Source organism: Nonomuraea ceibae (assembly GCF_019396325.1).
GTDB classification, from domain to species: domain Bacteria; phylum Actinomycetota; class Actinomycetes; order Streptosporangiales; family Streptosporangiaceae; genus Nonomuraea; species Nonomuraea ceibae.
The window spans coordinates 1-21,634 of the sequence record NZ_JAHKRO010000046.1; the positions used below are offsets into that span (position 1 = coordinate 1).

The 21,634-nt window shown below is 70.3% G+C and carries 28 protein-coding genes and 1 tRNA gene; 10 read left to right on the forward strand and 19 right to left on the reverse strand.

The annotated features are described in order from the left end of the window. Positions 1-590: 590 nt before the first annotated feature. From KME80_RS25850 to KME80_RS25895, 10 genes are all read right to left on the reverse strand, one after another. On the reverse strand, positions 591-1,088 hold the full coding sequence (locus KME80_RS25850; protein WP_219508759.1) for an Rv1363c family protein: 498 nt from the start codon (positions 1,086-1,088) through the stop codon (positions 591-593). Continuing rightward, on the reverse strand, positions 1,085-1,564 hold the full coding sequence (locus tag KME80_RS25855; RefSeq protein ID WP_219508846.1) for an Rv1363c family protein: 480 nt from the start codon (positions 1,562-1,564) through the stop codon (positions 1,085-1,087). The genes KME80_RS25850 and KME80_RS25855 overlap by 4 nt, the downstream gene beginning before the upstream one ends. Positions 1,565-1,720: 156 nt before the next feature. After that, complete coding sequence (gene rplL / locus KME80_RS25860) at positions 1,721-2,113, reverse strand: 50S ribosomal protein L7/L12 (protein ID WP_219508761.1); 393 nt, start codon at positions 2,111-2,113, stop codon at positions 1,721-1,723. Between the two features lie 68 nt (positions 2,114-2,181). Then, complete coding sequence (gene rplJ / locus KME80_RS25865; protein ID WP_138689471.1) at positions 2,182-2,706, reverse strand: 50S ribosomal protein L10; 525 nt, start codon at positions 2,704-2,706, stop codon at positions 2,182-2,184. 245 nt (positions 2,707-2,951) lie between these two features. Continuing rightward, positions 2,952-3,779, reverse strand: coding sequence for an SCO4651 family lipoprotein (locus KME80_RS25870; protein ID WP_246645796.1), 828 nt, complete (start codon positions 3,777-3,779; stop codon positions 2,952-2,954). Positions 3,780-3,948: 169 nt separating this feature from the next. Then, positions 3,949-4,668 carry a 50S ribosomal protein L1 gene (gene rplA, locus KME80_RS25875; protein WP_219508763.1) on the reverse strand — a complete coding sequence of 240 codons (720 nt, stop codon included), beginning with the start codon at positions 4,666-4,668 and terminating at the stop codon, positions 3,949-3,951. Positions 4,669-4,727: 59 nt separating this feature from the next. Beyond that, positions 4,728-5,159 (reverse strand): 50S ribosomal protein L11, encoded by a 432-nt coding sequence (gene rplK, locus KME80_RS25880; RefSeq protein ID WP_219508764.1) that lies wholly within the window; start codon positions 5,157-5,159, stop codon positions 4,728-4,730. Positions 5,160-5,274: 115 nt separating this feature from the next. Beyond that, positions 5,275-6,063 (reverse strand): transcription termination/antitermination protein NusG, encoded by a 789-nt coding sequence (gene nusG / locus KME80_RS25885; RefSeq protein WP_219508766.1) that lies wholly within the window; start codon positions 6,061-6,063, stop codon positions 5,275-5,277. Positions 6,064-6,128: 65 nt separating this feature from the next. Then, positions 6,129-6,368 (reverse strand): preprotein translocase subunit SecE, encoded by a 240-nt coding sequence (secE, locus tag KME80_RS52010; protein ID WP_219508767.1) that lies wholly within the window; start codon positions 6,366-6,368, stop codon positions 6,129-6,131. A gap of 77 nt (positions 6,369-6,445) precedes the next feature. Next, positions 6,446-6,518, reverse strand: a tRNA-Trp gene (locus KME80_RS25895). Between the two features lie 157 nt (positions 6,519-6,675). Between KME80_RS25895 and KME80_RS25900 the strand changes: the two genes are divergently transcribed. Both KME80_RS25900 and KME80_RS25905 read left to right on the forward strand, forming a co-directional pair. Then, positions 6,676-7,884, forward strand: coding sequence for a pyridoxal phosphate-dependent aminotransferase (locus tag KME80_RS25900; RefSeq protein WP_219508769.1), 1,209 nt, complete (start codon positions 6,676-6,678; stop codon positions 7,882-7,884). A gap of 40 nt (positions 7,885-7,924) precedes the next feature. Then, complete coding sequence (locus KME80_RS25905) at positions 7,925-8,944, forward strand: adenosine deaminase (RefSeq protein WP_219508771.1); 1,020 nt, start codon at positions 7,925-7,927, stop codon at positions 8,942-8,944. Here KME80_RS25905 and KME80_RS25910 read toward each other — a convergent pair. Both KME80_RS25910 and KME80_RS25915 read right to left on the reverse strand, forming a co-directional pair. Beyond that, positions 8,933-9,862, reverse strand: coding sequence for a hypothetical protein (locus KME80_RS25910; protein ID WP_219508772.1), 930 nt, complete (start codon positions 9,860-9,862; stop codon positions 8,933-8,935). The two genes, KME80_RS25905 and KME80_RS25910, sit on opposite strands and share 12 nt — an antisense overlap. After that, positions 9,849-10,388: an RNA polymerase sigma factor gene (locus tag KME80_RS25915; RefSeq protein ID WP_219508774.1), complete on the reverse strand. Its 540-nt coding sequence runs from the start codon at positions 10,386-10,388 to the stop codon at positions 9,849-9,851. Before KME80_RS25915 ends, KME80_RS25910 begins: the two co-directional genes overlap by 14 nt. 114 nt (positions 10,389-10,502) lie before the next feature. Between KME80_RS25915 and KME80_RS25920 the strand changes: the two genes are divergently transcribed. Continuing rightward, the gene (locus KME80_RS25920; protein ID WP_308125935.1) at positions 10,503-11,213 is read left to right on the forward strand and encodes a class I SAM-dependent methyltransferase; all 711 of its coding nucleotides are present in this window, start codon (positions 10,503-10,505) and stop codon (positions 11,211-11,213) included. Here the strand turns inward: KME80_RS25920 and KME80_RS25925 are convergent, their stop codons facing one another. From KME80_RS25925 to KME80_RS25945, 5 genes are all read right to left on the reverse strand, one after another. After that, a complete protein-coding gene (locus KME80_RS25925) occupies positions 11,214-12,101 on the reverse strand; it encodes a carbohydrate ABC transporter permease (protein ID WP_246645797.1) in 888 nt (295 codons plus the stop codon). Beyond that, entirely contained in the window at positions 12,098-12,982 is an 885-nt protein-coding gene (locus KME80_RS25930) for a carbohydrate ABC transporter permease (RefSeq protein WP_246645798.1), read from the reverse strand. The genes KME80_RS25925 and KME80_RS25930 overlap by 4 nt, the downstream gene beginning before the upstream one ends. A 70-nt stretch (positions 12,983-13,052) precedes the next feature. Further along, complete coding sequence (locus KME80_RS25935; RefSeq protein ID WP_308125936.1) at positions 13,053-14,402, reverse strand: extracellular solute-binding protein; 1,350 nt, start codon at positions 14,400-14,402, stop codon at positions 13,053-13,055. 105 nt (positions 14,403-14,507) lie between these two features. Further along, positions 14,508-16,370 carry an acyl-CoA dehydrogenase family protein gene (locus KME80_RS25940; RefSeq protein WP_219508777.1) on the reverse strand — a complete coding sequence of 621 codons (1,863 nt, stop codon included), beginning with the start codon at positions 16,368-16,370 and terminating at the stop codon, positions 14,508-14,510. An 84-nt stretch (positions 16,371-16,454) separates the two neighbouring features. Then, the gene (locus KME80_RS25945; RefSeq protein WP_504739723.1) at positions 16,455-17,624 is read right to left on the reverse strand and encodes an APC family permease; all 1,170 of its coding nucleotides are present in this window, start codon (positions 17,622-17,624) and stop codon (positions 16,455-16,457) included. 131 nt (positions 17,625-17,755) lie between these two features. Here KME80_RS25945 and KME80_RS25950 point away from each other — a divergent pair, with 131 nt between their 5' ends. After that, entirely contained in the window at positions 17,756-18,220 is a 465-nt protein-coding gene (locus tag KME80_RS25950; RefSeq protein WP_219508779.1) for an Lrp/AsnC family transcriptional regulator, read from the forward strand. 1 nt (position 18,221) lies between these two features. Here KME80_RS25950 and KME80_RS25955 read toward each other — a convergent pair whose 3' ends face one another. Both KME80_RS25955 and KME80_RS25960 read right to left on the reverse strand, forming a co-directional pair. Continuing rightward, positions 18,222-18,548, reverse strand: coding sequence for a transcriptional regulator (locus tag KME80_RS25955; protein ID WP_219508780.1), 327 nt, complete (start codon positions 18,546-18,548; stop codon positions 18,222-18,224). Next, positions 18,529-18,972 carry a hypothetical protein gene (locus KME80_RS25960; protein WP_219508781.1) on the reverse strand — a complete coding sequence of 148 codons (444 nt, stop codon included), beginning with the start codon at positions 18,970-18,972 and terminating at the stop codon, positions 18,529-18,531. The genes KME80_RS25955 and KME80_RS25960 overlap by 20 nt, the downstream gene beginning before the upstream one ends. 219 nt (positions 18,973-19,191) lie before the next feature. On the opposite strand from KME80_RS25960, the gene KME80_RS52015 reads away from it, so the two are divergent. The 6 genes from KME80_RS52015 to KME80_RS25985 all read left to right on the forward strand — a co-directional run bounded on the left by KME80_RS52015 (position 19,192) and on the right by KME80_RS25985 (position 21,625). After that, positions 19,192-19,326, forward strand: a complete 135-nt coding sequence (locus KME80_RS52015) for a hypothetical protein (protein ID WP_281427171.1) — start codon at positions 19,192-19,194, stop codon at positions 19,324-19,326. Positions 19,327-19,427: 101 nt separating this feature from the next. Beyond that, complete coding sequence (locus KME80_RS25965; RefSeq protein ID WP_219508782.1) at positions 19,428-19,823, forward strand: YbaB/EbfC family nucleoid-associated protein; 396 nt, start codon at positions 19,428-19,430, stop codon at positions 19,821-19,823. Beyond that, a complete protein-coding gene (locus KME80_RS25970; protein WP_219508783.1) occupies positions 19,823-20,209 on the forward strand; it encodes a YbaB/EbfC family nucleoid-associated protein in 387 nt (128 codons plus the stop codon). The genes KME80_RS25965 and KME80_RS25970 overlap by 1 nt, the downstream gene beginning before the upstream one ends. A 59-nt stretch (positions 20,210-20,268) precedes the next feature. Next, positions 20,269-20,574 (forward strand): hypothetical protein, encoded by a 306-nt coding sequence (locus tag KME80_RS25975; protein ID WP_219508784.1) that lies wholly within the window; start codon positions 20,269-20,271, stop codon positions 20,572-20,574. Continuing rightward, positions 20,565-21,410, forward strand: coding sequence for a hypothetical protein (locus KME80_RS25980; RefSeq protein WP_219508785.1), 846 nt, complete (start codon positions 20,565-20,567; stop codon positions 21,408-21,410). Before KME80_RS25975 ends, KME80_RS25980 begins: the two co-directional genes overlap by 10 nt. Before the next feature lie 2 nt (positions 21,411-21,412). Beyond that, positions 21,413-21,625, forward strand: a complete 213-nt coding sequence (locus KME80_RS25985; RefSeq protein WP_219508787.1) for a hypothetical protein — start codon at positions 21,413-21,415, stop codon at positions 21,623-21,625. Positions 21,626-21,634 lie beyond the last annotated feature (9 nt).

A 21,634-nucleotide genomic window follows, 5' to 3' on the forward strand; every position in this document is an offset into this window, starting at 1 on the left:
ACCCGGCCCTTCCACTTCTCGTTGCCCAGCAGCCAGTCGAACGACTCGGTCTGCAGGGCGAGAAGGTCAGGAACTTCGAGGGGCTCCTGGATGCGCGAAAAAGAGACGCGACGGGGACCGGCGGGTACGGCGGAGGCGTTGCGCGAGGCTGCCAACAGATGTCCTTCCGAGGGCTCGCGGCGGACTGACTACACGCACGCCAGACAACCTCGCAACGTGAGCAGCGGAGCGGGTCGTCAAAGGGCAGCGCAAAGGGGCAGTGTAGCCGAACGGCACACGCCTGTCCACTTCGCTCTCGCTGCATGCTCCACGTTGGTCGCAGCATCGCCCGTCCGAGCGTAAACGTCAAGCCCGTTAGGCCGACTTTTAGCCGACTTAGGGCCCGGACGCTGGGTTTTCTCCCCTGTGTGATCGGTCGCCTACCGCCAGGCCCAAGACGATACCCGCGAACGGGGGCGGTTAACGCTCCGTCACACCGGGGGTCGAACCCATGCCGACAACCGGTGTAGCAGTGACGGGGATACCCATCCCCAAGGCTTCGCCAAACCTGAATTTTGATAACAATTGAAGGTCGCGCCACGCCCGAGCCCTCAGGCGCTGCCGATCAGCGTCGACAGGTCGGCCACCAGCCAGCGGGAATCTTGCCACACCATGACGAACCTGGCGCGGTTCTGGCTGACCTGTTGCTGCGGCTCGGCCTTCCCGGTGATCGCCTTGACCGTACCCGTGTTCACGAACAGAAGAACCTCGACGCGCCCGGGTTCGGCCCGTTCGACCGCCGCGGCCACGACCGAGGCGGTCTGCACCGTCTTCTGGGCCTTCGCCTTGGCCACCAGCGTGCCCGACAGCTCCCGGTAGTATCGGGTCAGCGCGCCGGTCGTGTGCCGGCCGGCCCGCGCCAGGTCCTGCTCCACCGTGCGATAGTCGTAGGAGAGCAGATCAGGCGCGACGGCCCGGGCGGCGGCCATCGCCTCGGTCCCCGACCTCTCGCTGTCGTGCAGCGCCTTGTAGTCGAGCAGCAGCATCGCGCACGCGACGCCGAGCGCGAGCGTCAGCACCGCCAGCAGCACGGTCGCGATCCGCCTCACACCTGCACCGCCTTCGACACCAGCCACACGCCGCCGGTCCTGGCCAGGTCCATCTCCCACCGGTAGAAGCGCTCCTGCGGCGCGTTGCGGGAGCCGTCCCAGCGGATCTGCACGTCGGCGACCACGAGCGCCTTGGCCGTGCGCGGGCCGATCGACACCAGCCCGGTGGCGCGCACGACGCCCTCCTGGACGACCTTGCCCGACTTCGTGGTGTCCTTGAGCTTGCCCGCCCCGGCCTCGTACTCGGCCCGCGCGGCCCCCGTCGAGGTGGCCAGGATGCGGGCCACGTCCGCGTCGATGGTGCGGTAGTCGAGCGAGAGCAGGTTGACCGCGTGGGTGCGGGCGGCCAGCAGCACCGCCTGCCGGTCGTCCCAGGCGGCCTGCGCGTCGCGGTCCTGGACGACGAGCCAGGTGGCGGCGGCGCCCAGCAGCGCCACCGCGGCGGCGAGCAGCCAGTTGAGGAGGCGGGCGGACATCGCAGCCACGTTCTGCCCCCTTCCGGACCGGTCGCCGGATCATAACCCGGCGCCTTCCCCCGGGTCTCTCAGACGGCTATACAGGCCCTTCTGGAGGCATGCGAAAGGGGCGGCACACCCGGCACCAGGGTGTGGCCGCCCCTCAGGCGAAACGAACTACTTGACGGTGACCGTGGCGCCGGCGCCCTCGAGGGCAGCCTTGGCCTTCTCCGCCTGCTCCTTGTTGACCTTGCCGTCGAAGACCGGCTTGGGAGCGCCGTCCACCAGGTCCTTGGCCTCCTTCAGGCCGAGGGACGTGAGGGCGCGGATCTCCTTGATGACCTGGATCTTCTTGTCGCCGGCGGCCTCGAGGATGACGTCGAACTCGTCCTGCTCCTCGACGGCGGCGGCCTCGCCACCGCCACCGGCGGCGGGGGCGGCGGCAACCGCGACGGGGGCGGCGGCCTTGACGTCGAAGACCTCCTCGAACTGCTTCACGAACTCGGAGAGCTCAAGAAGGGTCATCTCCTTGAACGCGTCGAGCAGCTCGTCGGTGCTGAGCTTCGCCATGATGTTTCCTCCGTTTACGACTTGCGAAATTTAGGAACGGGACCGCGGGTGTTGCGGCAATCCCCGTGTTACTCGCCCGCCTCTTCGCGCTTGGCGCGAAGGGCGTCGGCCAGCTGGGCCATGTTGGTCGGCAGCGCGGCGAACATCGCGGCAGCAGCGCTCTGCTTCGCCTTCAGGGCACCGGCCAGCTTCGCGAGGAGAACCTCACGGGACTCCAGGTCGGCGAGCTTGGTGATCTCGGTGGCGTCCAGCGTCTTGCCGTCGAGGACGCCGCCCTTGATCACCAGAAGGGGATTGGCCTTGGCGAAGTCACGCAGACCCTTGGCCGCCTCGACAACGTCGCCGTTGACGAAGGCGATCGCGGTCGGACCGGCGAGCAGGCTGTCGAGGCCCGCGAGACCGGCCTCGTTGGCCGCGATCTTGGTCAGGGTGTTCTTCGCCACGGCGAACTTCGCATTCTCACCGAGAGAGGTGCGCAGCTCCTTGAGCTGGGCAACGGTGAGACCGCGGTACTCGGTCAGAACGGCGGCAGCGCTGCCTTCGAACTCGCTCTTGAGCTCGGCAACCGCTGTCGCCTTATCCGCCCTCGCCATGGGCCTCCTTCCAGATGTGCCGCCGGCGAAGGGAGTCAGAAATGAGAACAGCCCCGGGCGCAGGGCGCACACGGGGCTCACGCACATGGATCACTCCATGCGGGGAACTCGCATTCACACCTGCGCGGGCCGTCCACGAAGTCGTGGATCCTTCGGTCGCCAGGCATTTGAGGCACCTGACGACGACCGGCGGTCTTCGGCAACGACCAGAGTACGGCCTGGTCGCCGAGTTTCCAAATCGCTCTCTAGTTGGTCGTGCCCTTGGGCAGCTCACCCACCTGGTCGGCCGGGGGCGCCTGGATGTCGACGGGCTCGTTGAAGCCCTTGAACATCAGCGCGGCGTCCATCGTGCCGCCGTCCTTGGAGCCGCTCATCGTGAGCTTGCGGGGCAGCTCGTCGGCCGCCACCCAGATGTCGAACTTGACGTCCTTGAGCTCGGCGAGGCCCTTCCTGGCCTGCTCCTGCTCCTCGGCGGGCAGCTGCCGCACGGCGGCGTCCACCGGGAACGTGCCGCTGTAGTGGGTGGTGTCCTCGCCGCCGACGCTCTCGGTGCCGACGGCCTTGACGTTCTGGGAGGCGGTGACCATCTTCGTCACGTTGGCGAGGTCGAACTGCTGGATCTGGCCCAGCAGCTGGTCGACCTGGCCCTGCTCGCCCATCTCGGCCAGCGGCACCTTGATCCACGGCTTGGTCGCGCCGAGCATCTTGTTGAGCGCCTCGACCTTCACGTACACCGTGTCGCCCTGCAGCACCGCCCGCGCGCCGCCCGGCAGGCCCTTGCCGCCGACGTCCGCGCTGTCGAGCGTGAGGTCCACGGCCAGCTCCGGCTTGCTCTGGTAGAGCATGCGGCCCTGCACCTTGCCGGCGCCCTGGTCGGGATGCGAGACGTTGACGACGGCGTCGACCGTGTAGGAACTGACGTCCGCCGTCCGCTGGGCGGCCTGCGCCAGCACCTCGGAGGCGGCCAGATTGACGTGGAGGGGCTGCGCGTTCGTTCCGCAACCGGCCACAGCGGCCGCGACGAGAGCGGCACCGGCCGCGGCGGTGGCGAGAGAAAACCTGCGCTTCAGCATGATTCGACCCTACGTGTCGGGAGTCTGCCCGTGGCGTCTTCCCGCGACATCTCCGGGAAAACCCAGGGGCGTCCCTGACCCGTACGCGCTGACCGTACGCGCTGGGCCCGTACATGCGAAAAGCGCGCCCGCCCCGAAGGGAGAGCGCGCTCTTCTACGCGGAGGAGGCTCAGGCCTCCAGCTCCGCGGCGAGGCCGCGGGTGGCGTTGGGGTCGACCGGGACGCCCGGGCCCATCGTCGTCGAGAAGGTGACCTTCTTGACGTAACGGCCCTTGGCGGCCGACGGCTTGAGACGCAGCACCTCGTCGAGCGCGGCGGCGTAGTTCTCGATGAGCTGAAGCTCGCCGAACGACGTCTTGCCGATGACGAAGTGCAGGTTGGCCTGCCGGTCGGTGCGGAACTCGATCTTGCCGCCCTTGATCTCCGTCACGGCCTTGGCGACGTCGGGGGTCACCGTGCCGGTCTTCGGGTTGGGCATGAGACCACGCGGGCCCAGGACGCGGCCCAGGCGGCCGACCTTGCCCATGAGGTCCGGCGTGGCGACCACGGCGTCGAACTCGTTGAGCCGGTTGCCCTTGGCGATCTCGTCGATCAGCTCGTCGGCGCCGATGATGTCGGCGCCCGCCTCGCGGGCCGCCTCGGCACGGTCACCGGTCGCGAAGACCAGGACCCGGGCGGTCTTACCGGTGCCGTGCGGAAGGTTGACCGTGCCGCGCACGATCTGGTCGGCCTTGCGAGGGTCGACGCCCAGCCGCAGCGCGACCTCGACGGTCGCGTCGAACTTGGTGGTGGACGTCTCCTTGGCCAGCTTGGCGGCCTCGGCGGGGCTGTAGAGCTTGTCGCGGTCGACCTTGGCCGCCGCGTCCTTGTGCGCCTTGCTGCGCTTCATCTCGGTCTCCTTGTGGTCTGCGGGCCGGCGTGCGGCCCTCCCACGGTCAGGGAAAGGGGTCAGTCGGCGACGGTGATGCCCATCGACCGGGCGGTGCCGGCGATGATCTTCTCGGCCGCCTCGATGTCGTTGGCGTTGAGGTCGGGCATCTTCGTCTCGGCGATGCTGCGCAGCTGGTCGCGGCTGAGCTTGCCGACCTTGTCCTTGTGCGGGACCGCGCTGCCCTTGTCGAGGCCCAGAGCCTTCTTGATCAGCTCGGGCGCCGGCGGCGTCTTGGTGACGAAGGTGAAGCTGCGGTCTTCGAAGATGGTGATCTCGACGGGGATGATGTTGCCCCGCTGGGCCTCCGTGGCAGCGTTGTACTGCTTGACGAAGTCCATGATGTTGACGCCGTGCGGACCGAGGGCGGTACCGACCGGCGGGGCGGGCGTGGCCTGGCCAGCGGGAAGCTGAACCTTGACCAGCGCCGCGATCTTCTTCTTCGGAGGCATGTGTCCTTCTCCGGGTCCTGATTGCGATGCCGTCCGGACGCGGATGCGCCCGGACATGTCGGAGGCCGCCCTCGCGACAGGCGGCCGACCGAACGTCTAAGTGTAGGTGATCGTCCTAGATCTTCGAGACCTGGTTGAACGAGAGCTCCACCGGGGTCTCCCGGCCGAAGATCGACACGAGCACCTTGAGCTTCTGCGACTCGGGGCTGATCTCGCTCACCGAGGCGGGCAGCGTGGCGAACGGGCCGTCCATGACCGTGACCGACTCGCCGATCTCGAACTCGACCGTGGGACCGGTGGCGGTCTTGGTCGTGGCCTTCTTGCTCTCCTCGGTGGGCTCCGGGGCGAGCAGCTTGGCGACCTCGTCGAGGCTGAGCGGGCTGGGCTTGTTGGACAGGCCGACGAAGCCGGTGACGCCGGGGGTGTTGCGCACCGCGGCCCACGACTCGTCGGTCAGCTCCATGCGCACCAGCACGTAGCCCGGCAGCACGCGCTCCTTGACCGGGACCTTCTTGCCGCTCTTGAACTCCTGGACGGTGTGCGTCGGCACCTCGACCTGGTAGATGTAGTCCTCCATGTTGAGCGACACGTTGCGGCTCTCGATGTTGGACTTCACCCGGTTCTCATAACCGGCGTAGGAGTGGATCACGTACCACTCGCCGGGGAGCCCGCGCAGGCCGCGCTTGAACTCCTCGACCGGGTCGACGTCGGGCTGAGCGTCACCCTCGTCGTCGACGGCGGGAGACTCGTCGGCGGCCACGGGGGACTCTTCGGTCTCCTCGGCGGCCTCGTCGTCGCTCTCCGCGACGTCGTCGACGGTCTCCTCAGCGGCCTCGAAGGCCTCTTCCGGCTCGCGGTCCCGCTCGTCGCGGGAGTCGTCCGCCGGCACTGAAGACTCGGACACGGTGGCTCTTCCTCTTTCGTTGAATCGAACGGCGACTGCGTCAGGCGGGCACCGGCGGAGTCAGATCAGCCGAAGATTTCCAGGACGGCCCAGCCGAGGCCGGCGTCCAGCCCGTAAACGATCGCCACCATGATCGCAACGAATATCAGAACGATCGTCGTGTAGGTGACGAGCTCCTTGCGTGTCGGCCAGATGACCTTACGCAGCTCGCTGATGATCTGACGGTAGAAGAGGGCAGGAGAAGTGCGCTTCTTCTTCTCACCGCTAGGCTTGCCTGCGGTCTCGCCGCGCGTGTCGATCGCCACAGTCCTCACCTGAATCAGTCGTATCCAACGCAGTTTTGCGGCGCGCTGACACGCCTTCGTTGCGCGGACCGCACTCGCAGGGCACGAGGGACTCGAACCCCCAACCGCCGGTTTTGGAGACCGGTGCGCTACCAATTGCGCCAGTGCCCTATGTCGTCAACCACACTACCCTGATTGACTCACTGCCTGGACCGAACCGCACCCACCATGCGGCGGCACGACCTGGCGAAAAGTGTACGGGTGAATCTCCGTCACGTCGAACCATAAGCGATCGCCCAGGTCACGGGCGGCATGCGAGCATGGACACATGTCCACCAGACCCCGTGTGTCCGCACGGATCTCCGCGATTTCCGAGTCCGCGACTCTCGCCGTGGACGCCAAGGCCAAGGCGATGAAGGCCGCCGGCCGCCCGGTCATCGGCTTCGGCGCGGGCGAGCCCGACTTCCCGACGCCTGACTACATCGTCGAGGCCGCCGTGGAGGCCGCCCGCGACCCGCGCTTCCACAAGTACACCCCGGCCGGCGGCCTGCCCGAGCTGAAGCAGGCCATCGCCGACAAGACGCGCCGCGACTCCGGCTACGCGACGGACGCCTCGCGGGTGCTGGTGACCAACGGCGGCAAGCAGGCCGTCTACCAGGCGTTCGCGACGCTGCTCGACCCGGGCGACGAGGTGCTCGTGGTCGCCCCCTACTGGACCACCTACCCCGAGGCGATCAAGCTCGCCGGGGGCGTCCAGGTCGACGTGGTGACCGACGAGACCACCGGCTACCTGGCGAGCGTCGAGCAGCTGGAGGCCGCCAGGACCGAGCGCACGAAGGTCCTGCTGTTCGTCTCGCCGTCCAACCCGACGGGCGCCGTCTACTCGCGCGAGCAGACCGAGGCGATCGGCCGCTGGGCGGCCGGGCACGGCCTGTGGGTGGTCACCGACGAGATCTACGAGCACCTGACGTACGGCGGCGCCGAGTTCACCAGCATCGCCACGGCCGTCCCCGAGCTGGGCGACCAGGTGGTCATCCTCAACGGCGTGGCCAAGACGTACGCGATGACGGGCTGGCGGGTCGGCTGGCTGATCGGCCCGCCCGACGTCGTCAAGGCGGCGGCCAACCTGCAGTCGCACGCCACCTCCAACGTCGCCAACGTGTCGCAGATGGCGGCCCTGGCGGCGGTCTCCGGCGACCTGTCGGCCGTGGCGCGGATGCGCGAGGCGTTCGACCGGCGCCGCCGGACGATGGTCCGGATGCTGAACGAGATCCCGGGCGTGTTCTGCCCTGAGCCGAAGGGGGCGTTCTACGCGTATCCGACGGTCAAGGAGCTGATCGGCAAGGAACTGCGCGGGCGGCGGCCCCAGACGTCGGCGGAGCTGGCCGAGCTGATCCTGGAAGAGGCCGAGGTCGCCGTGGTGCCCGGAGAGGCGTTCGGCACCCCCGGCTACTTCCGGCTGTCCTACGCGCTCGGCGACGACGATCTGGTCGAAGGCGTCAGCAGGCTGGGCAAGCTGCTGGCCGAGGCTCGCTGACCCGCCACCGGCCGGCGCCGGCCGGTGGCAAGATATGGCGATGGCACGGTCCCTGCAAACCCTTCCCAAGGCCCATCTCCACCTGCACTTCACCGGATCCATGCGGCACACCACGCTGCTGGAGCTGGCCAGGGAGCAGGGCCTGCACCTGCCCGACGCGCTGGAGCAGGACTGGCCGCCCAGACTGCGGGCGACCGACGAGCGCGGCTGGTTCCGCTTCCAGCGCCTGTACGACATCGCCCGCTCGGTGCTCACCCGCACCGAGCACGTCTACCGGCTGCTGCGCGAGACCGCCGAGGACGAGGCCGCCGCCGGATCGCGGTGGCTGGAGATCCAGGTCGACCCGTCCGGCTACGCGCAGCGCTTCGGCGGGCTGACCGCCACCCTGGAGCTGGTGCTCGACGCCGCCGGCCAGGCCGCCCGGTCCGCGGGCGTCGGCGTCGCCGTGGTCGTCGCCGCCAACCGCACCCGCCACCCGCTCGACGCCAACACCCTCGCCCGGCTCGCCACGCAGTACGCCGGCCAGGGCGTCGTCGGGTTCGGGCTGTCCAACGACGAGCGCCGCGCCCAGGCCCGCGACTTCGAACGCGCCTTCCGCATCGCCAAACGGGCCGACCTGCTGGCCGTCCCCCACGGCGGCGAACTGCTCGGGCCGCGCAGCGTGGCGCAGTGCGTCGACGACCTCGGCGCCGACCGGGTCGGCCACGGCGTGCGCGCCGCCGAGGACCCGTGGCTGATGCAGCGCCTGGCCGACCGGCAGATCTGCTGCGAGATCTGCCCCACCTCCAACGTCGGCCTCGGCGTCGCCGAGAGCGACGCGGACGTGCCGCTGCGGCGGCTGTTCGACGCCGGGGTGCCGATCGCGCTCGGGTCGGACGACCCGCTGCTGTTCGGGGCCCGGCTGCTGCGGCAGTACGAGCTCGCCCGCGACGTGCACGGGCTCAGCGACGCCGAGGTGGCCGAGCTGGCGCGCCAGTCGATCAGGTCGTCCGCCGCGCCCGAGTCCACGCGCAAGGAGCTGCTCGAGGAGATCGACGACTGGCTCGTGTCACCCGAGTGAACGGGCCAGCTCCACCGCCCGCTCCATCGAGCCCGCGCCTTCCAGCCTGTAGCCGGTGTCCCCCACCTGCCACACCAGCGTGGCCGACGCCTGGCGCAACGGGATCTCCTCGCCGTCGTCACGCGTGAGGTGGCCCAGCGGGTGCTCGCCCGCCACCCACCAGCCGGTGACGCCGTTCACCTCGACGTGCTCGGGGAAGGGCGGGGCCAGCTTCTTGAAGAAGTACGGGTCCACGGTCCCGTCGATACGGTCGAAGCGGATGCCGCCCGGCCAGAACATCGACACCACCCTGCCGTCGTCGGCCGTCGTCACCCGCTCGGGGGCGCCGAGAGCCCTGGGGTAGCCGGTCCGCACGTCACCCGGGGGGACGGTGCGCTCGCCCGGCGGCGTGGCCGTGGTCCGTACCGGCGCCGGGGGCTCGCTCCCCAGGCGCAGCTCGATCCCCGCCTGGCGCAGCACCGCCACCACGGCCTCCCGGCCCTGCGGCGTAGCCGCGCACACGGCCACCACGACCGCCACCACCGCGACGGCCACCCACCTCCGCCGCCCCCTACGAACAGAGCGCCCACCACCGGACGGAACGCGCCCCGGCGTGGACAGCCGGCCCTCCTGAGGGGAGGGGGCCGCTGGTGGTGGCTCCCCGCCGCCAGGGGCGCGCCCCTCTTCGGGCGGGACGCTCCCGCCCACCGGGGACGGCCGGCCCTCCTGAGGGGAGGGGGCGGCCGGACGCGACTCCTCGTCGGGCGGGGCGTTCTCCGGCAGGGGGGCGGCCGGCGAGGAGGGGTGGTCGCCGGGGAGGGTGAGGCGGGCGTGGACGGTGGCGGCTACCTGGTCGGGGGGTGGGGAGGGGATGGCGAGGGAGTCGCCGAGGGCGCGCAGTTCGGCCTCCAGGTCGCCGGGGTGTTCAGCCGAGGCCATCGCCCACCTCCCTCCTGAGCCGGGCCAGGCCGCGGTGGGTCCTGGACTTGACGGTGCCGATCGGCCAGCCGAGCACCTGGGCGGTCTCGGCCTCCGACAGCTGTAAGAAGTACCGGCACACGACGGCCCGGCGTTCCCGTTCGGGCAGGGCGCGGACGGCGTCCAGGAGCCGGGCCCGCCGGTCGGTGGCCACGGCGGCGCCTTCCGGGTCGTCGCCGCTGACCACGTCGGCCGTGGCGGCGAGCCGTACGGACAGCTCGGAGCGACGCCCGCGCGCCCGGGTCAGGTTGTGCGTCTCGTTGGCGACGATGCGCAGCAGCCAAGGCCGGAACGGTGAGCCGGGGCGGAAGGACGGCAGGTGCCGGTACGCCTTGACGAACGCCTCCTGGACGACGTCCTCGGCCTCGTCGCGGGCGCCGAGCAGGGCGGCGGTGCGGTGGGCGAGCGCGCTGTAGCGGGCGACCAGCGCCTCGTAGGCGGTCAGGTCGCCGCGCAGGGAGCGGGCGATGGCCTCGTCGTCGTCCATGGGACAGTTCAGATTTCATCGCATGGGCGGCCCCGGGCGGAAGGGCACTAGACTCGGGCCATTCCGCGAGCCCCTTAAAGGAACGGGACTATGTCTTCTGGATATGACCGTGTAGTGCAACCGGCTGCCGGTGACGAGGCCCTGGAGAACCACCTGGGCGGCGACGAGGCGAAGAACTACCGGCAGTACGAGTTCGACATGGTCGCGCCGCACGTGGGCCGGTCGATGCTGGAGATCGGGTCCGGGCTGGGCCACTTCGCCGAGCAGTTCCTGCCTCGGCTCGACCGGCTGGTGGTCAGCGACTTCGACCCTTACTGCGTGGAGCAGCTCCGCAAGCGGTTCGCGGGCCGTGACGACATCGACGTGCTGCAGTTCGCGCTGCCGGACGAGGTGCCGATGGAGGACAAGGTCGACACGGTCGTCCTGATGAACGTGCTGGAGCACATCGAGGACGACGCGGAGGCGCTGCGGTCGCTGGCGCGGGTGACGCTGCCGGGCGGCCGGATCATCATCTGGGTGCCGGGTTACATGCAGCTGTACGGGGACTTCGACCGCAAGGTCGGTCACGTGCAGCGCTACACGCCCAAGACGCTGCGCGCGACCGTGGCGCGGGCCGGGCTCGACATCGACGTGCTCAAGCCGATCAACATGCTGGGCGGCATCGCCTGGTGGGCGGCGGTGCGCCGGGGTGGCGTCGGCTACCCGGACCCGCGGCTGGTCAAGATCTACGACCGCACGGTGGTGCCGGCCACCCGGCTGATCGAGCGGTTCATCCGCCCGCCGTTCGGCCAGACCGTGTTCTGCGTGGCCCGGGTGCCGCGCTAGTCACTTGATCGAGCCGGCCGTGAGGCCGCCGACGACCTTCCGCTCGATGAGCGCGAACAGGATGATGACGGGGATCGTGGCGATGACCGAGCCGGCGAACAGGTTCTGCCAGTCGACCTGATACTGGCCGATGAAGGAGTTCAGCGCCACGGTCAGCGGCTGCTTCTCGGGCGTGGTGGTGAGCGTGAGCGCCACCACGAACTCGTTCCAGGCGGCGATGAACGTGAAGATCAGCGCGGTGATGACGCCGGGCATGGCCAGCGGCAGCGTGACCCTGAACAGCGCGCCGAAGCGCCCGTTGCCGTCGAGGAACGCGGCCTCCTCCAGGTCGCGCGGGATCGAGGCGAAGTAGGCGTTGAGGATCCACACGGCGAAGGCCAGGTTGAAGCCGCCGTTGACGAGGATCAGCGACCAGACCGAGTCGACCAGCCCGAACTGGGAGAACTCCCGGTAGATGCCGACGAGCATGGCGGTGGGCTGGAACATCTGGGTGATCAGCACCAGGATGAGGAACATGGTGCGCCCGCGGAAGTTGTGCCGGGCCGTGTAGTAGGCGGCCGGCAGGGCCACCAGCAGCACCAGGACCGTGGATCCGGCCGCCACCTGGAGGGTGACGACGAGGTTGCCGGCCAGGCCGCTGCTCCAGAACGTGACCAGGTTCGACCATTCCCACTGGGTGGGCAGCAGCGTCGCGTCGCGCAGGGACTCCTGCGGGCGCAGCGAGGTCAGCACCATCACCACGTACGGGAACAGGAAGATGAAGGCGATCACGTACGCGGCCGCCGCGACCAGCGTCGTCTTGAGCCTGGGCATCGCGTGCCCGCCGCGCGGGGCGGTGCGGGCGTGGGAGCGTGGAGGCGCCGGGGGTGCGGTCTTGACGGCCATCATGCCACCGCCCTGTTCCAGCGGGAGATCTTGAGGAAGACGGCGGTGATCACGAGCACCATTCCGAAGTTGACCACCGACATCGCGGCGGACTCGCCGATGTCGGAGCTCTTGAGGATGAACATGAAGATGGTCGAGGTGGCCGTCGAGTAGCCCGGCTGCCCGTGGGTCATCGCCCAGATGATCGGGAAGCTGTTGAAGACGTTCATCACGTTGATCAGCGCGGCGACGGTCAGCGCCGGCCGCAGCAGGGGCAGCGTGATCGACCAGTAGGTACGCAGCCGCGAGGCCCCGTCCATCTTGGCCGCCTCGTACACGTCGGACGGGATCGTGGCGAGCCCGGCCAGCAGCGCGTACGTGGTGAAGGGCACCGACACGAACACGGCGACGAACACCAGCCACGGCATCGCGGTGGCGGCCACGCCGAGCTGGTCGGCGTCGGCGCCGCCGAGCGCGTCGATGAGGCCGAGCTTCAGCCGGATCTGGTTGATCACGCCGACCTCGGGGTCGAGCATCCAGCGGAAGACGATCGCGGTCATCAGGACCGAGGCGGCCCACGGCGCGATCAGCGCCCACCGGGCCATCTTGCGGCCGGGGAAGCGCTGGTTGAACAGCTGGGCGAGGGCGAGCGAGATCAGCACGGTGAGCGCGACGACGGCCACGACCCAGATCACGCTGCGGACCATGATGTCCGCGAAGTCCTTCTCGGCGAACAGCTTGTCGTAGTTGTCGAAGCCGTTGTAGCCCCGGACGACGCCGACCCGGCTGATCTGCAGGAACGACGACCGGACCATCTCGATCACCGGCCAGATCACGACGACCGCGATCAGCAGCACGGCGGGCCCCACCCAGGCGAGGGGCTCCAGGGGGCGCAACCTTCTCATGACGAACCTTCCATGACGGTACGGCCAGCGTCCTGGACGGGGACGCCGGCCGTACGGACCCACTGATGGATCAGCTGGACTCGGCGGTCTTCTGCAGCTCGCCGAGGACCTTGGCGGGGTCGTCGGTGACGGCTCCGCCGATGGTCTGCTTGATCGCCGGGTTCAGGTCGGCCCACTTGGGGTCCTGGAAGGGGTAGAAGCTGGCGTTGGGCAGCGCGTCGAGGAACGGCTTGAGCTTCTCGTCGCCGGACAGCTTCTGGATGCCGCCGTTGGTGACGGGCAGCAGCTTGTAGGTGTCGCTGATCTTCTGCGCGGCGCTGCCGGTGTAGAAGAAGTCGAAGAACTTCTTGATCTCGGCGGCGTGGCCGTTCTTGTTGAACGCCATGATCCAGTCCATGACGCCGAGCGTGGTGTCGAGCGGGCCCGCCTTGCCGGGGATGGGCACGACGCCGTAGTCCTTCAGACCGGCCGCGTCGAAGATCGGGATGGACATGGGTCCGCCGTTGACCATGCCGACCTTGCCGGCGCCGAAGTCCTCCCAGACCGTCTTGCGGTCCTTGGTGCCGGGGTTGGGGGTGGTGAGGCCCTCGGCGACCATGCCCTTGAGGTAGGTGAAGGTCTCGACGTTCTGCGGGGAGTTGATCGCCCACTTGCCGGAAGCGTCCTTGTAGCCGCCGCCGTTGCCGAGCATCCACAGGAACGACTCGGCCTGGGCCTCCTCCTGGCCGAGCGGGAGGCCGAAGGGCTGGCTGACGCCGGCGTCCTTGAGCTTCTTGGCGGCGGCCTTGATCTCGTCCCAGGTCTTGGGCGGCTCGGCGATGCCGGCCTTGGAGAACAGCTCCTTGTTGTAGAACAGGGCGCGGGCCGAGGACACGAACGGGATGCCGTACGCGGTGCCGTCGACCTTGCCGTAGTCGGCGAACTTCTGCAGCATGTCGCCGGAGACCTCGGGCGAGAGGACCTCGTCCACCTTGTAGAGGAGCTGGTCGGCGACGAAGCCGGAGTAGTCACCGGTCTGCAGGATGTCGGGCACCTGACCGTTCTGGATCATGGTGGCGACCTGCTTGTCGATGTCGTTCCAGTTGATGACCTGGACGTCGACCTTGATGTTGGGGTTGGCGGCCTCGAACTCCTTGACCACGCCGTCCCAGAACGTCTGGCCGGAGTTGGGCTTGCCGGGGCCGTCGCCGTAGTCGGCGGCGACCATCTTCAGCGTCACCTGGCCACCGCCGGCCGCCTTGTCACCGCCTCCGGTCTCCGGCGTGCTGGAGCCGCAGCTGGACAGGACCAGCATGGTCGCCAGGCCGAGAGCGGCGCCGCCCACAAGTTTCATGTTCACCGTCAGTACCGCCTTCTCGTGGGACGGTGTCATGCTGGTCCGTACCAGCTTCAGGACGCCGTCCAGGGGTTGGGAAGCCACGTGTGCGCCAGAGTAAGCCCGGGTTCATCAACCGGTCTATACCGGTGGGTCTCGGTTTGAGAACACTCGGACCACGGGTTTCGCACAACCGGTCTAGACCACACGTCAGAGGATTTTTCTCCGCACGCTCTCCCCGCCCTCGGGCGTCCCGATCCACGGCCCGTCGATCGACGGGTCCAGCACCCCCTCCTCCAGGAACGTGTAGCGCCCGTCGAGCACGTAGCCGGCCAGCCGCGTGTCGTGCCCGTCGCTGTTGTCCCACAGCCGGTCGAACAGCGCGTCCACCCGCAACCTGGCCTGACGGCAGAACGTGTCGGCCAGCTCGTACGGCCGGCGGCCCAGGTCGCGCGCGTCCTCCTCGGCCTTGACGCACACGGCCGTCATGGCGAACGTCTCCGCCCCGATGTCGACGATCCGGCCCAGGAACGACTGCTTGTGCTCCAGCTTGCCCTGCCAGCGCGACATGCCGTAGAAGGTGGCCCGGGCCAGCTTCCTGCTGGTCCGCTCCACGAAACGCAGGTGCGCGGCGAGCGGGCCGAAGCCGGCGAAGGCCGTGGGGAGCTGGCCCGCGCCGGTCACCAGCGACGGCAGCCAGCGGGCGTAGAACCGGCTCGCCCGCCTGAGCGCCTGGGCGCGCTCCTTGGGGCCCGCCTCCGGGTTGATCAGCTCACCGGCGGCCGTCAGGTGGGCGTCGACCGCCTCCCGGGTGATGAGCAGGCGCATGATCTCCGAGGAGCCCTCGAAGATCCGGTTGATGCGGGAGTCGCGCAGCATCTGCTCGGCGGGCACGCCGCGCTCGCCGCGCGCCGCCAGCGACTCCGCCGTCTCGAAGCCGCGCCCGCCGCGTAGCTGGACCAGCTCGTCGAGCACCCGGTACGACAGCTCCGAGGCGTACAGCTTGGCCAGCGCCGCCTCGATCCTGATGTCGTTGCGCCGGTCGTCGGCCATCCTGGCGGTCAGCTCGCAGACCGCCTCCAGGGCGTAGGCGCTCGCCGCGATGAAGGCGATCTTGGTGGCGACGGCCTCGTGCTCGCCGATTTTGCGGCCCCACTGGACGCGGGCGTTGCCCCACTCCCGGGCGATCTTGACGGCCCACTTGGCGCTGCCCGCGCAGGTGGCGGGCAGCGACAGGCGACCGGTGTTGAGCGTGGTGAGCGCGATCTTCAGGCCCTGGCCCTCCCGCCCGATCAGGTTCCGGGCCGGGACCCTGACCTGGGAGAACTCGGTCACGCCGTTCTCGATGCCGCGCAGGCCCATGAACGTGTTGCGCCGCTTGACCGTGATGCCCGGCGAGTCGCCCTCGACGACGAACGCGCTGATCTTCTCGCCGGTCCTGGCCATGACGACGAGCAGATCGGCGATCACCCCGTTGGTGGTCCACAGCTTGACGCCGTCGATGACGTAGTCGTCGCCGTCGCGTACCGCGGTGGTGGACAGGCGGGCCGGGTCGGAGCCCACGTCGGGCTCGGTCAGCAGGAACGCCGAGATCTCGCCCCGCGCGCACCTGGGCAGGAACTCCCGCTTCTGCTCCTCGGTGCCGAACTGCTTGAGCGGCTGCGGCACGCCGATCGACTGGTGCGCCGACAGCAGCGTGGCCAGCGCCGGGCTGTAGGACCCGACGAGCATGAGCGCTCGGCAGTAGTACAGGTACGGCAGGCCGAGCCCGCCGTAGTCCTCCCCGATCGTGATCCCGAACGCGCCGAGCCCGGCCAGCCCCTTGACCACCTCGTCCGGCACCAGCGCCGTCCGTTCGATCTGCGCCGGGTCCACGTGCGTCTCCAGGAAGCGGCGCAGCCGCCTGACGAACTCCTCGCCCCGTTCGGCGTCCTCGTCGGGCAGCGCCGGCACCGGGTGCACCAGGTCCAGCCGGAGATCTCCGAGGAACAGCTGCTTGGCGAAGCTCGGCCGGGCCCATTCCCGCTCGCGGGCCTGCTCGCCCAGCTCCCTTGCCTTGGCGTACTCGCTCATGGCACCTCCCGCCGACGCTACGCCTGTCATGCGCTGGTGTGTACTGCCCCGGCGGGGGCGCTTTGCGCTCTCCGGTGGGAGATTTCACCGCGGCAGTGGCCGCCGCTCCTCCGCCTTCAGCGCGATCACGGCCACCCCGGCCAGCACGGCCGGCACCAGCAGGTAGGCGCCGCAGGCGGCGAGCGCGACCAGCGACAGCGCGCTCGCCGCCCGCGCGGTCGCCCGGTGCCTCCCTGCGGGCAGCACCCGTACGGCGGCCGTCACCCCGGCGAACGTGACGGCGGCCAGGCACGCGGACGTGGCCCGCATCAGCAGGTCCAGGTCCACGGCCCACACCAGCACCGGAACGGTGATCACGGCCAGCAGCCCGAGGCTGCGCAGCGGCGTGCCGCCCCCGGCGAACCAGCCCGGCAGCGCGCCGTCCCTGGCCAGGGCCACGCCGAGGCGGGCGGCCCCGGCGACGTAGGCGTTGATCGCGCCGAAGGTGAGCAGGACCGCGAGCACGCCGGTCAGCGGCCGGGCCGCCGGGCCGATGCCGGTCTCCAGCAGCGCGGCGAGCGGCGCCTGCGTGGTGGCCGCCGCCGGCCCGAGCACGCCGATCGTGGTCAAGCAGACGCCGAGGTAGAGCACGCTGATCACGGCCAGCGTGACGACCGTGGCCCGGAGCAGCCCGCCTCTGGCGGCGAATTCGGCCGACAGGTGGCTGGCCGCCTCCCAGCCGACGAACGCGAACAGCAGCACCCCGGCCGCGCTCACCACCCCCGCGGCGCCGTACGGGGCGAAAGGGGTGAAGGCGGCGGCCTCGGCATGCGGCGCGGCGGTGATCACGGCGACGGCCAGCAGCGCGACGAGCAGGCCGACGAGCACCACCTGCACCCGCCCGGACGTCCGCAGCCCGGCGGCGTTGACCAGGAACGCGCCGCCCAGCAGCACCGCGGCGGCGAGCGGCGCGGGCACGCCGGACGACGCGGCGACGTACTGGCCGCCGACCAGCGCGCCGGCGACGATCCCGAGCGGGACCGACCCGTAGAACCACCAGCCGGCCACCGCCGCCGCCCGCCTGCCGAACGCCAGCCCGGTGAACGCCGCCACTCCCCCGCCGCCGGGATGGCGGCTGCCCAGCGCCGCGAACGTCAGCGCCACCGGCACGCTCAGCACGAGCAGCGCCGCCCACGCCAGCACCGACGCCGGCCCCGCAGCCGCCGCCGCGAGGTGCGGCAGCGCGAGCATCCCCGGCCCGAGCACCGCCCCCACGAGCAACGCCGTTCCCTGACCCACTCCCAGTCTTGCCGTTTGCTCCGTCATGGGTCCAGAAAGTAGCCATCCGGACGGCGCCGAAGCCTGCCAGCCGAACGGATGGCCGATCTGGGCGGCAGAATGCCGGCATGGATGAACTTGATTCGGCGATCGTCCGCCTTCTCCAAACGGATGCACGGCAGTCCAACCGCGAGCTCGCCCGTCAGCTCGGCGTGGCCCCGTCGACCTGCCTGGAGCGGGTACGGGCGCTGACCCGGCGCGGGGTGATCCGGGGCTACCACGCCGACATCGACCCCGTGGCGCTCAACCGCGGGGTGCAGGCCATGGTGTCGATCCAGGTGCGGCCGCTCAGCCGCGCGGTCATTGACGCCTTCGTGCGGTCGGCCGGCGAGCTGCCGGAGGTGCTGAGCGTGTTCGTGCTGGCGGGCGGTGACGACTTCCTGCTGCACGTGGCCGTCCAGGACCTCGACCACCTGCACGCGTTCCTGCTGGATCGCCTCAGCAAGCGGCGTGAGATCGCCGGGTTCCGCACCTCGGTGATCTTCCAGCAGGTGCACAACGCGGTGCCGGAACGGCTGCCCGCTCCCGGGTGAGTCAGCCTTCCGGCCCGGTCAGCCCGGTCGGCCCGGTCGGCCCGGTCAGCTCCGCGAGGGCGGCGATGCGGCGCAGCTCGGCCAGGTGACCGGCCAGGGCGGCCCGGCCCGAGGCCGTCAGGGAGAGCCAGGTGGTGCGGCGGGCCTTGGCCAGGTCGAGGTAGCCGGCCGTCTGGAGCACCTTGGCGTGCTTGCTCAGCACGGAGTCGCTGATGCCGATGCTGTCGCGGACGACGGAGAACTCGGCCGACTCCACGGCGGCGAGCATCGCGCAGATCCGCAGCCGGATCGGCGCGTGGATGGTCTCGTCAAAGGCCGGCTGGGTCATGACCGTCCCGCAGCTCGCCGCGCAGCGCCCGGTCGGACCGGCGGCCGGCGACCACGGCGATCGCGGCCACGGCCACGCCCGCCACCGCGACCGCGCCCTTCACGCCGCCACCCCACTCCAGCGCCATCGCCCCGGCCGTCAGCGCCATCGCCACCAGGCTCCAGGCCACGACCGCCGGGGTGGCGCGCGGGGCACGCGGCGCGATCCCGGTCACGCGCTTCAGCGCCATCATGAGTCCGGCTGCGGCGACGGCCAGGAACGGCACCCCGTACGAGGCGAACCTGAAGCTGATCGAGACGTAGGCGAGCAGGATCGCGGCGGCCAGCCCGTAGTGATACCACCACGGGCTGACGAGGCGGTCGGCCACGCGGGCGCGGACCTCGGCGACGCCTTCCAGGGCGAGGCGGGCAGATTCACTTTCCATGATGGAAAGTTAAGCACACTCTTTCCATCATGGAAAGTCCGGAAATAATCGGTTGCGGCGCCGCCGGAGCGGCTCTTACCTTGGGGACATGCGCCTTTACCTGTGAAGCGCCCGGGCCGATCGGCCCCGGCCACTCAGCCCATCCGCCCATCAGACGCGGCTAGCTGAGCTCGCGTACCCGGCCACGGCCGCGTCGCCCTCACGTAAAGGAGCCCTTTCATGCGTGTTCGTTCCTCGGGTCAGCAGGCCTCGGGCAAGAAGAACGTCCCCGGCCACCCGCAGCCCCGGCCCATGCCGAAGCTGCCGCAGCGGCCGATCGCGCCGCCGCGGCGCATCCCGCCCAAGGGCCGCTAGATCCCATAGCGCCCAGGCTGCCCCGTCCCTCCGGCTGAGGGGCGGGGCATTCGCATGTCAAGATGTGGGGCCAACTTTCGACCAGACAAAGGGGATTTCGCATGCCAGACCCCCGGGAGGATCGCCTCTACCTGGACCAGGTCGTTGACCAGACGCGGTCGGCGATGCGGCACCTGCGCGAGGCCCAGCGTCAGATCGCCGCCGTCGAGGGGACCGGCGAGGCCGCGCAGGGCATGATCAGGGCCGTCGCCGACGGGCGCGGCACGCTGACCGGCGTCAAGATCGACCCGCGCGCCCTGCGGCTCGACGTGGCGCGGCTGGGCGCCGAGGTGACCGCCGCGGTCCAGGCCGCGCAGGAGGAGGCCGCGCGCCGCACCGGCGACATCGTGGCGGACGCCGCCGGCCGGGCCGGGACGCTGCCCGAGCCGCTGGACGAGCGGTTCGTGCGCGACCGGGTGGAGTCCGCGGCCCGCGAGCTGTACACGGGAGGGCTGTGATGTTCGGCTTCGACCTCGACCCCGGCGACATCCGTCCCCAGGACGTGGACCGCGCCGACGAGCAGAACGCCCGGGTCCTGGAGCTGCTGGCCGAGGGTGAGGAGCGGCTCGGCGAGATCGTCGGCGCGGGCGGCGGCGACCGGGGCCACGTGCACGCCACGGCGGCGGCCGACGGGCGCGTACTCAAGATCACGCTCGACGCGCGCGCGGTGCGCGAGGGCAGCCAGGCGCTCGCCGACGAGATCCTGCTGGCCGTGCGCCAGGCCCAGCAGGACGCCCAGCGGCAGGCCGACGACCTGCTGCGATCGGCGTTCGAGCAGGCGTTCCCCGGCCGGGCCGTCGACCCGGTCGCCGTACGTGAACGACTGGTGAACCTGCTCGACTGACAAGCGACATTACTCACACTGGTCACACTGGTCACAGGTGACCCATTAATGTCGGATTCATGACTACGGGGATGGAAGTCGCGAAGGGCGCGCTGCGGCAGCAGGCGGTCCGGGTGCGCGTCCACGGGGAAGAGTACGAGGCCGCGGTGGAGCGGCTGCGCGCCAGAACGGGCGGCTGGGGCGACAACGGGCTGTTCAGCGAGTTCGAGAAGGCCTGGGTGGAGTGCCGTCACACCATGCTGACCACCGTGCCGGCCCTGTCGGGGACGATCGGCGGCGTGGGTGCCGGCATGGCCCTGGTGCCCGACAACGTCGAGGCCGCCGAGCAGGCCAGCGCGCTGCCGGAGCTGGATCCATGGGCATAGTCCTGCCGCCCGAGCTGCACGGCGTGCTGGAGCTGGCCGGGCTGCCCTTCCCCAACATCGACGAGGACGAGGTCCGTCTCGACGCCGACGCGGCCCGCGTGGTGCAGGCACACGCCGCGCAGTCGGGCGCCGAGGCGGACGCCGCCGTGCTCGGCTCGGCCGCCGTCTACCGGGGCGGCTCGGCCACCGAGCTGCAGAGCCTCTGGCAGGAGACCGGCAACGGCAACGGCCACCTCGCCCAGGCCGCCGCGGCCACCCGGATGGCGCCCGTCGCGCTGGACGGCATGGCCACGGTGGTGACCGCCACCAAGATCGCCGTGGGCACGGTCGCGGCGGTCGGCACCGTACGGCTGGCGATGGCCCTGCTGAGCGGCGGCCCGTTCGCCAGCCTCACCGCGACGGCGTCACTGCTCGCCACCAGGAGAGCGGGCATGAAGATCTACCGGGAGGCCGCCGAGGGCACCGGCCGGGTGCTGGCGCCCGGCCTGGCCCGCCGCGTCACCGACCCGATGCGCCGCATCCTGGACAACCTGCGCCGCCCCGGCGGCCCCGGCGGCCCTGCGCTGGCAGGCGCCGGACCTGGCCGGATGCCGCTGCGCCCGCAGGGCAACCTGATGGACCGCTCCCCCGGCATCCTCCAGCGCGGCGGGCGCAAGGGCGGGCGCGGCCGTAGCGAGAGCCAGGCCAACCTCAGCCCCGAGGAACAGGCGGCCGTCGACGCCAAGAACGCCGGCAAGAAGTTCGACAACAAGCTGTTCAACAGCGCGAAGGCCAAGGAGCGCAAGGCCGAGAAGTTCTCCGGGGACCGCAACAAGCAGAAGAGAGGGAGAAAGTAGGGATGGCCGAGCTTCAGACGCGGCACTTCTCGCTGAACAACCCCGCGGGCGAGGAGCAGGGCGACGTGCCGATGCTGCTGCGCCGGCTGGCCGGCACCCTGGAGGAGATGGGACCGATCGACATCCGCGACGTGGTCTTCCACAACGACATGGACGACGACGGCGCATCGTGGCCGTTCGTGACCGTCTACTACGACGAGGCCGCCCCGGCCTGACCCGGCCGG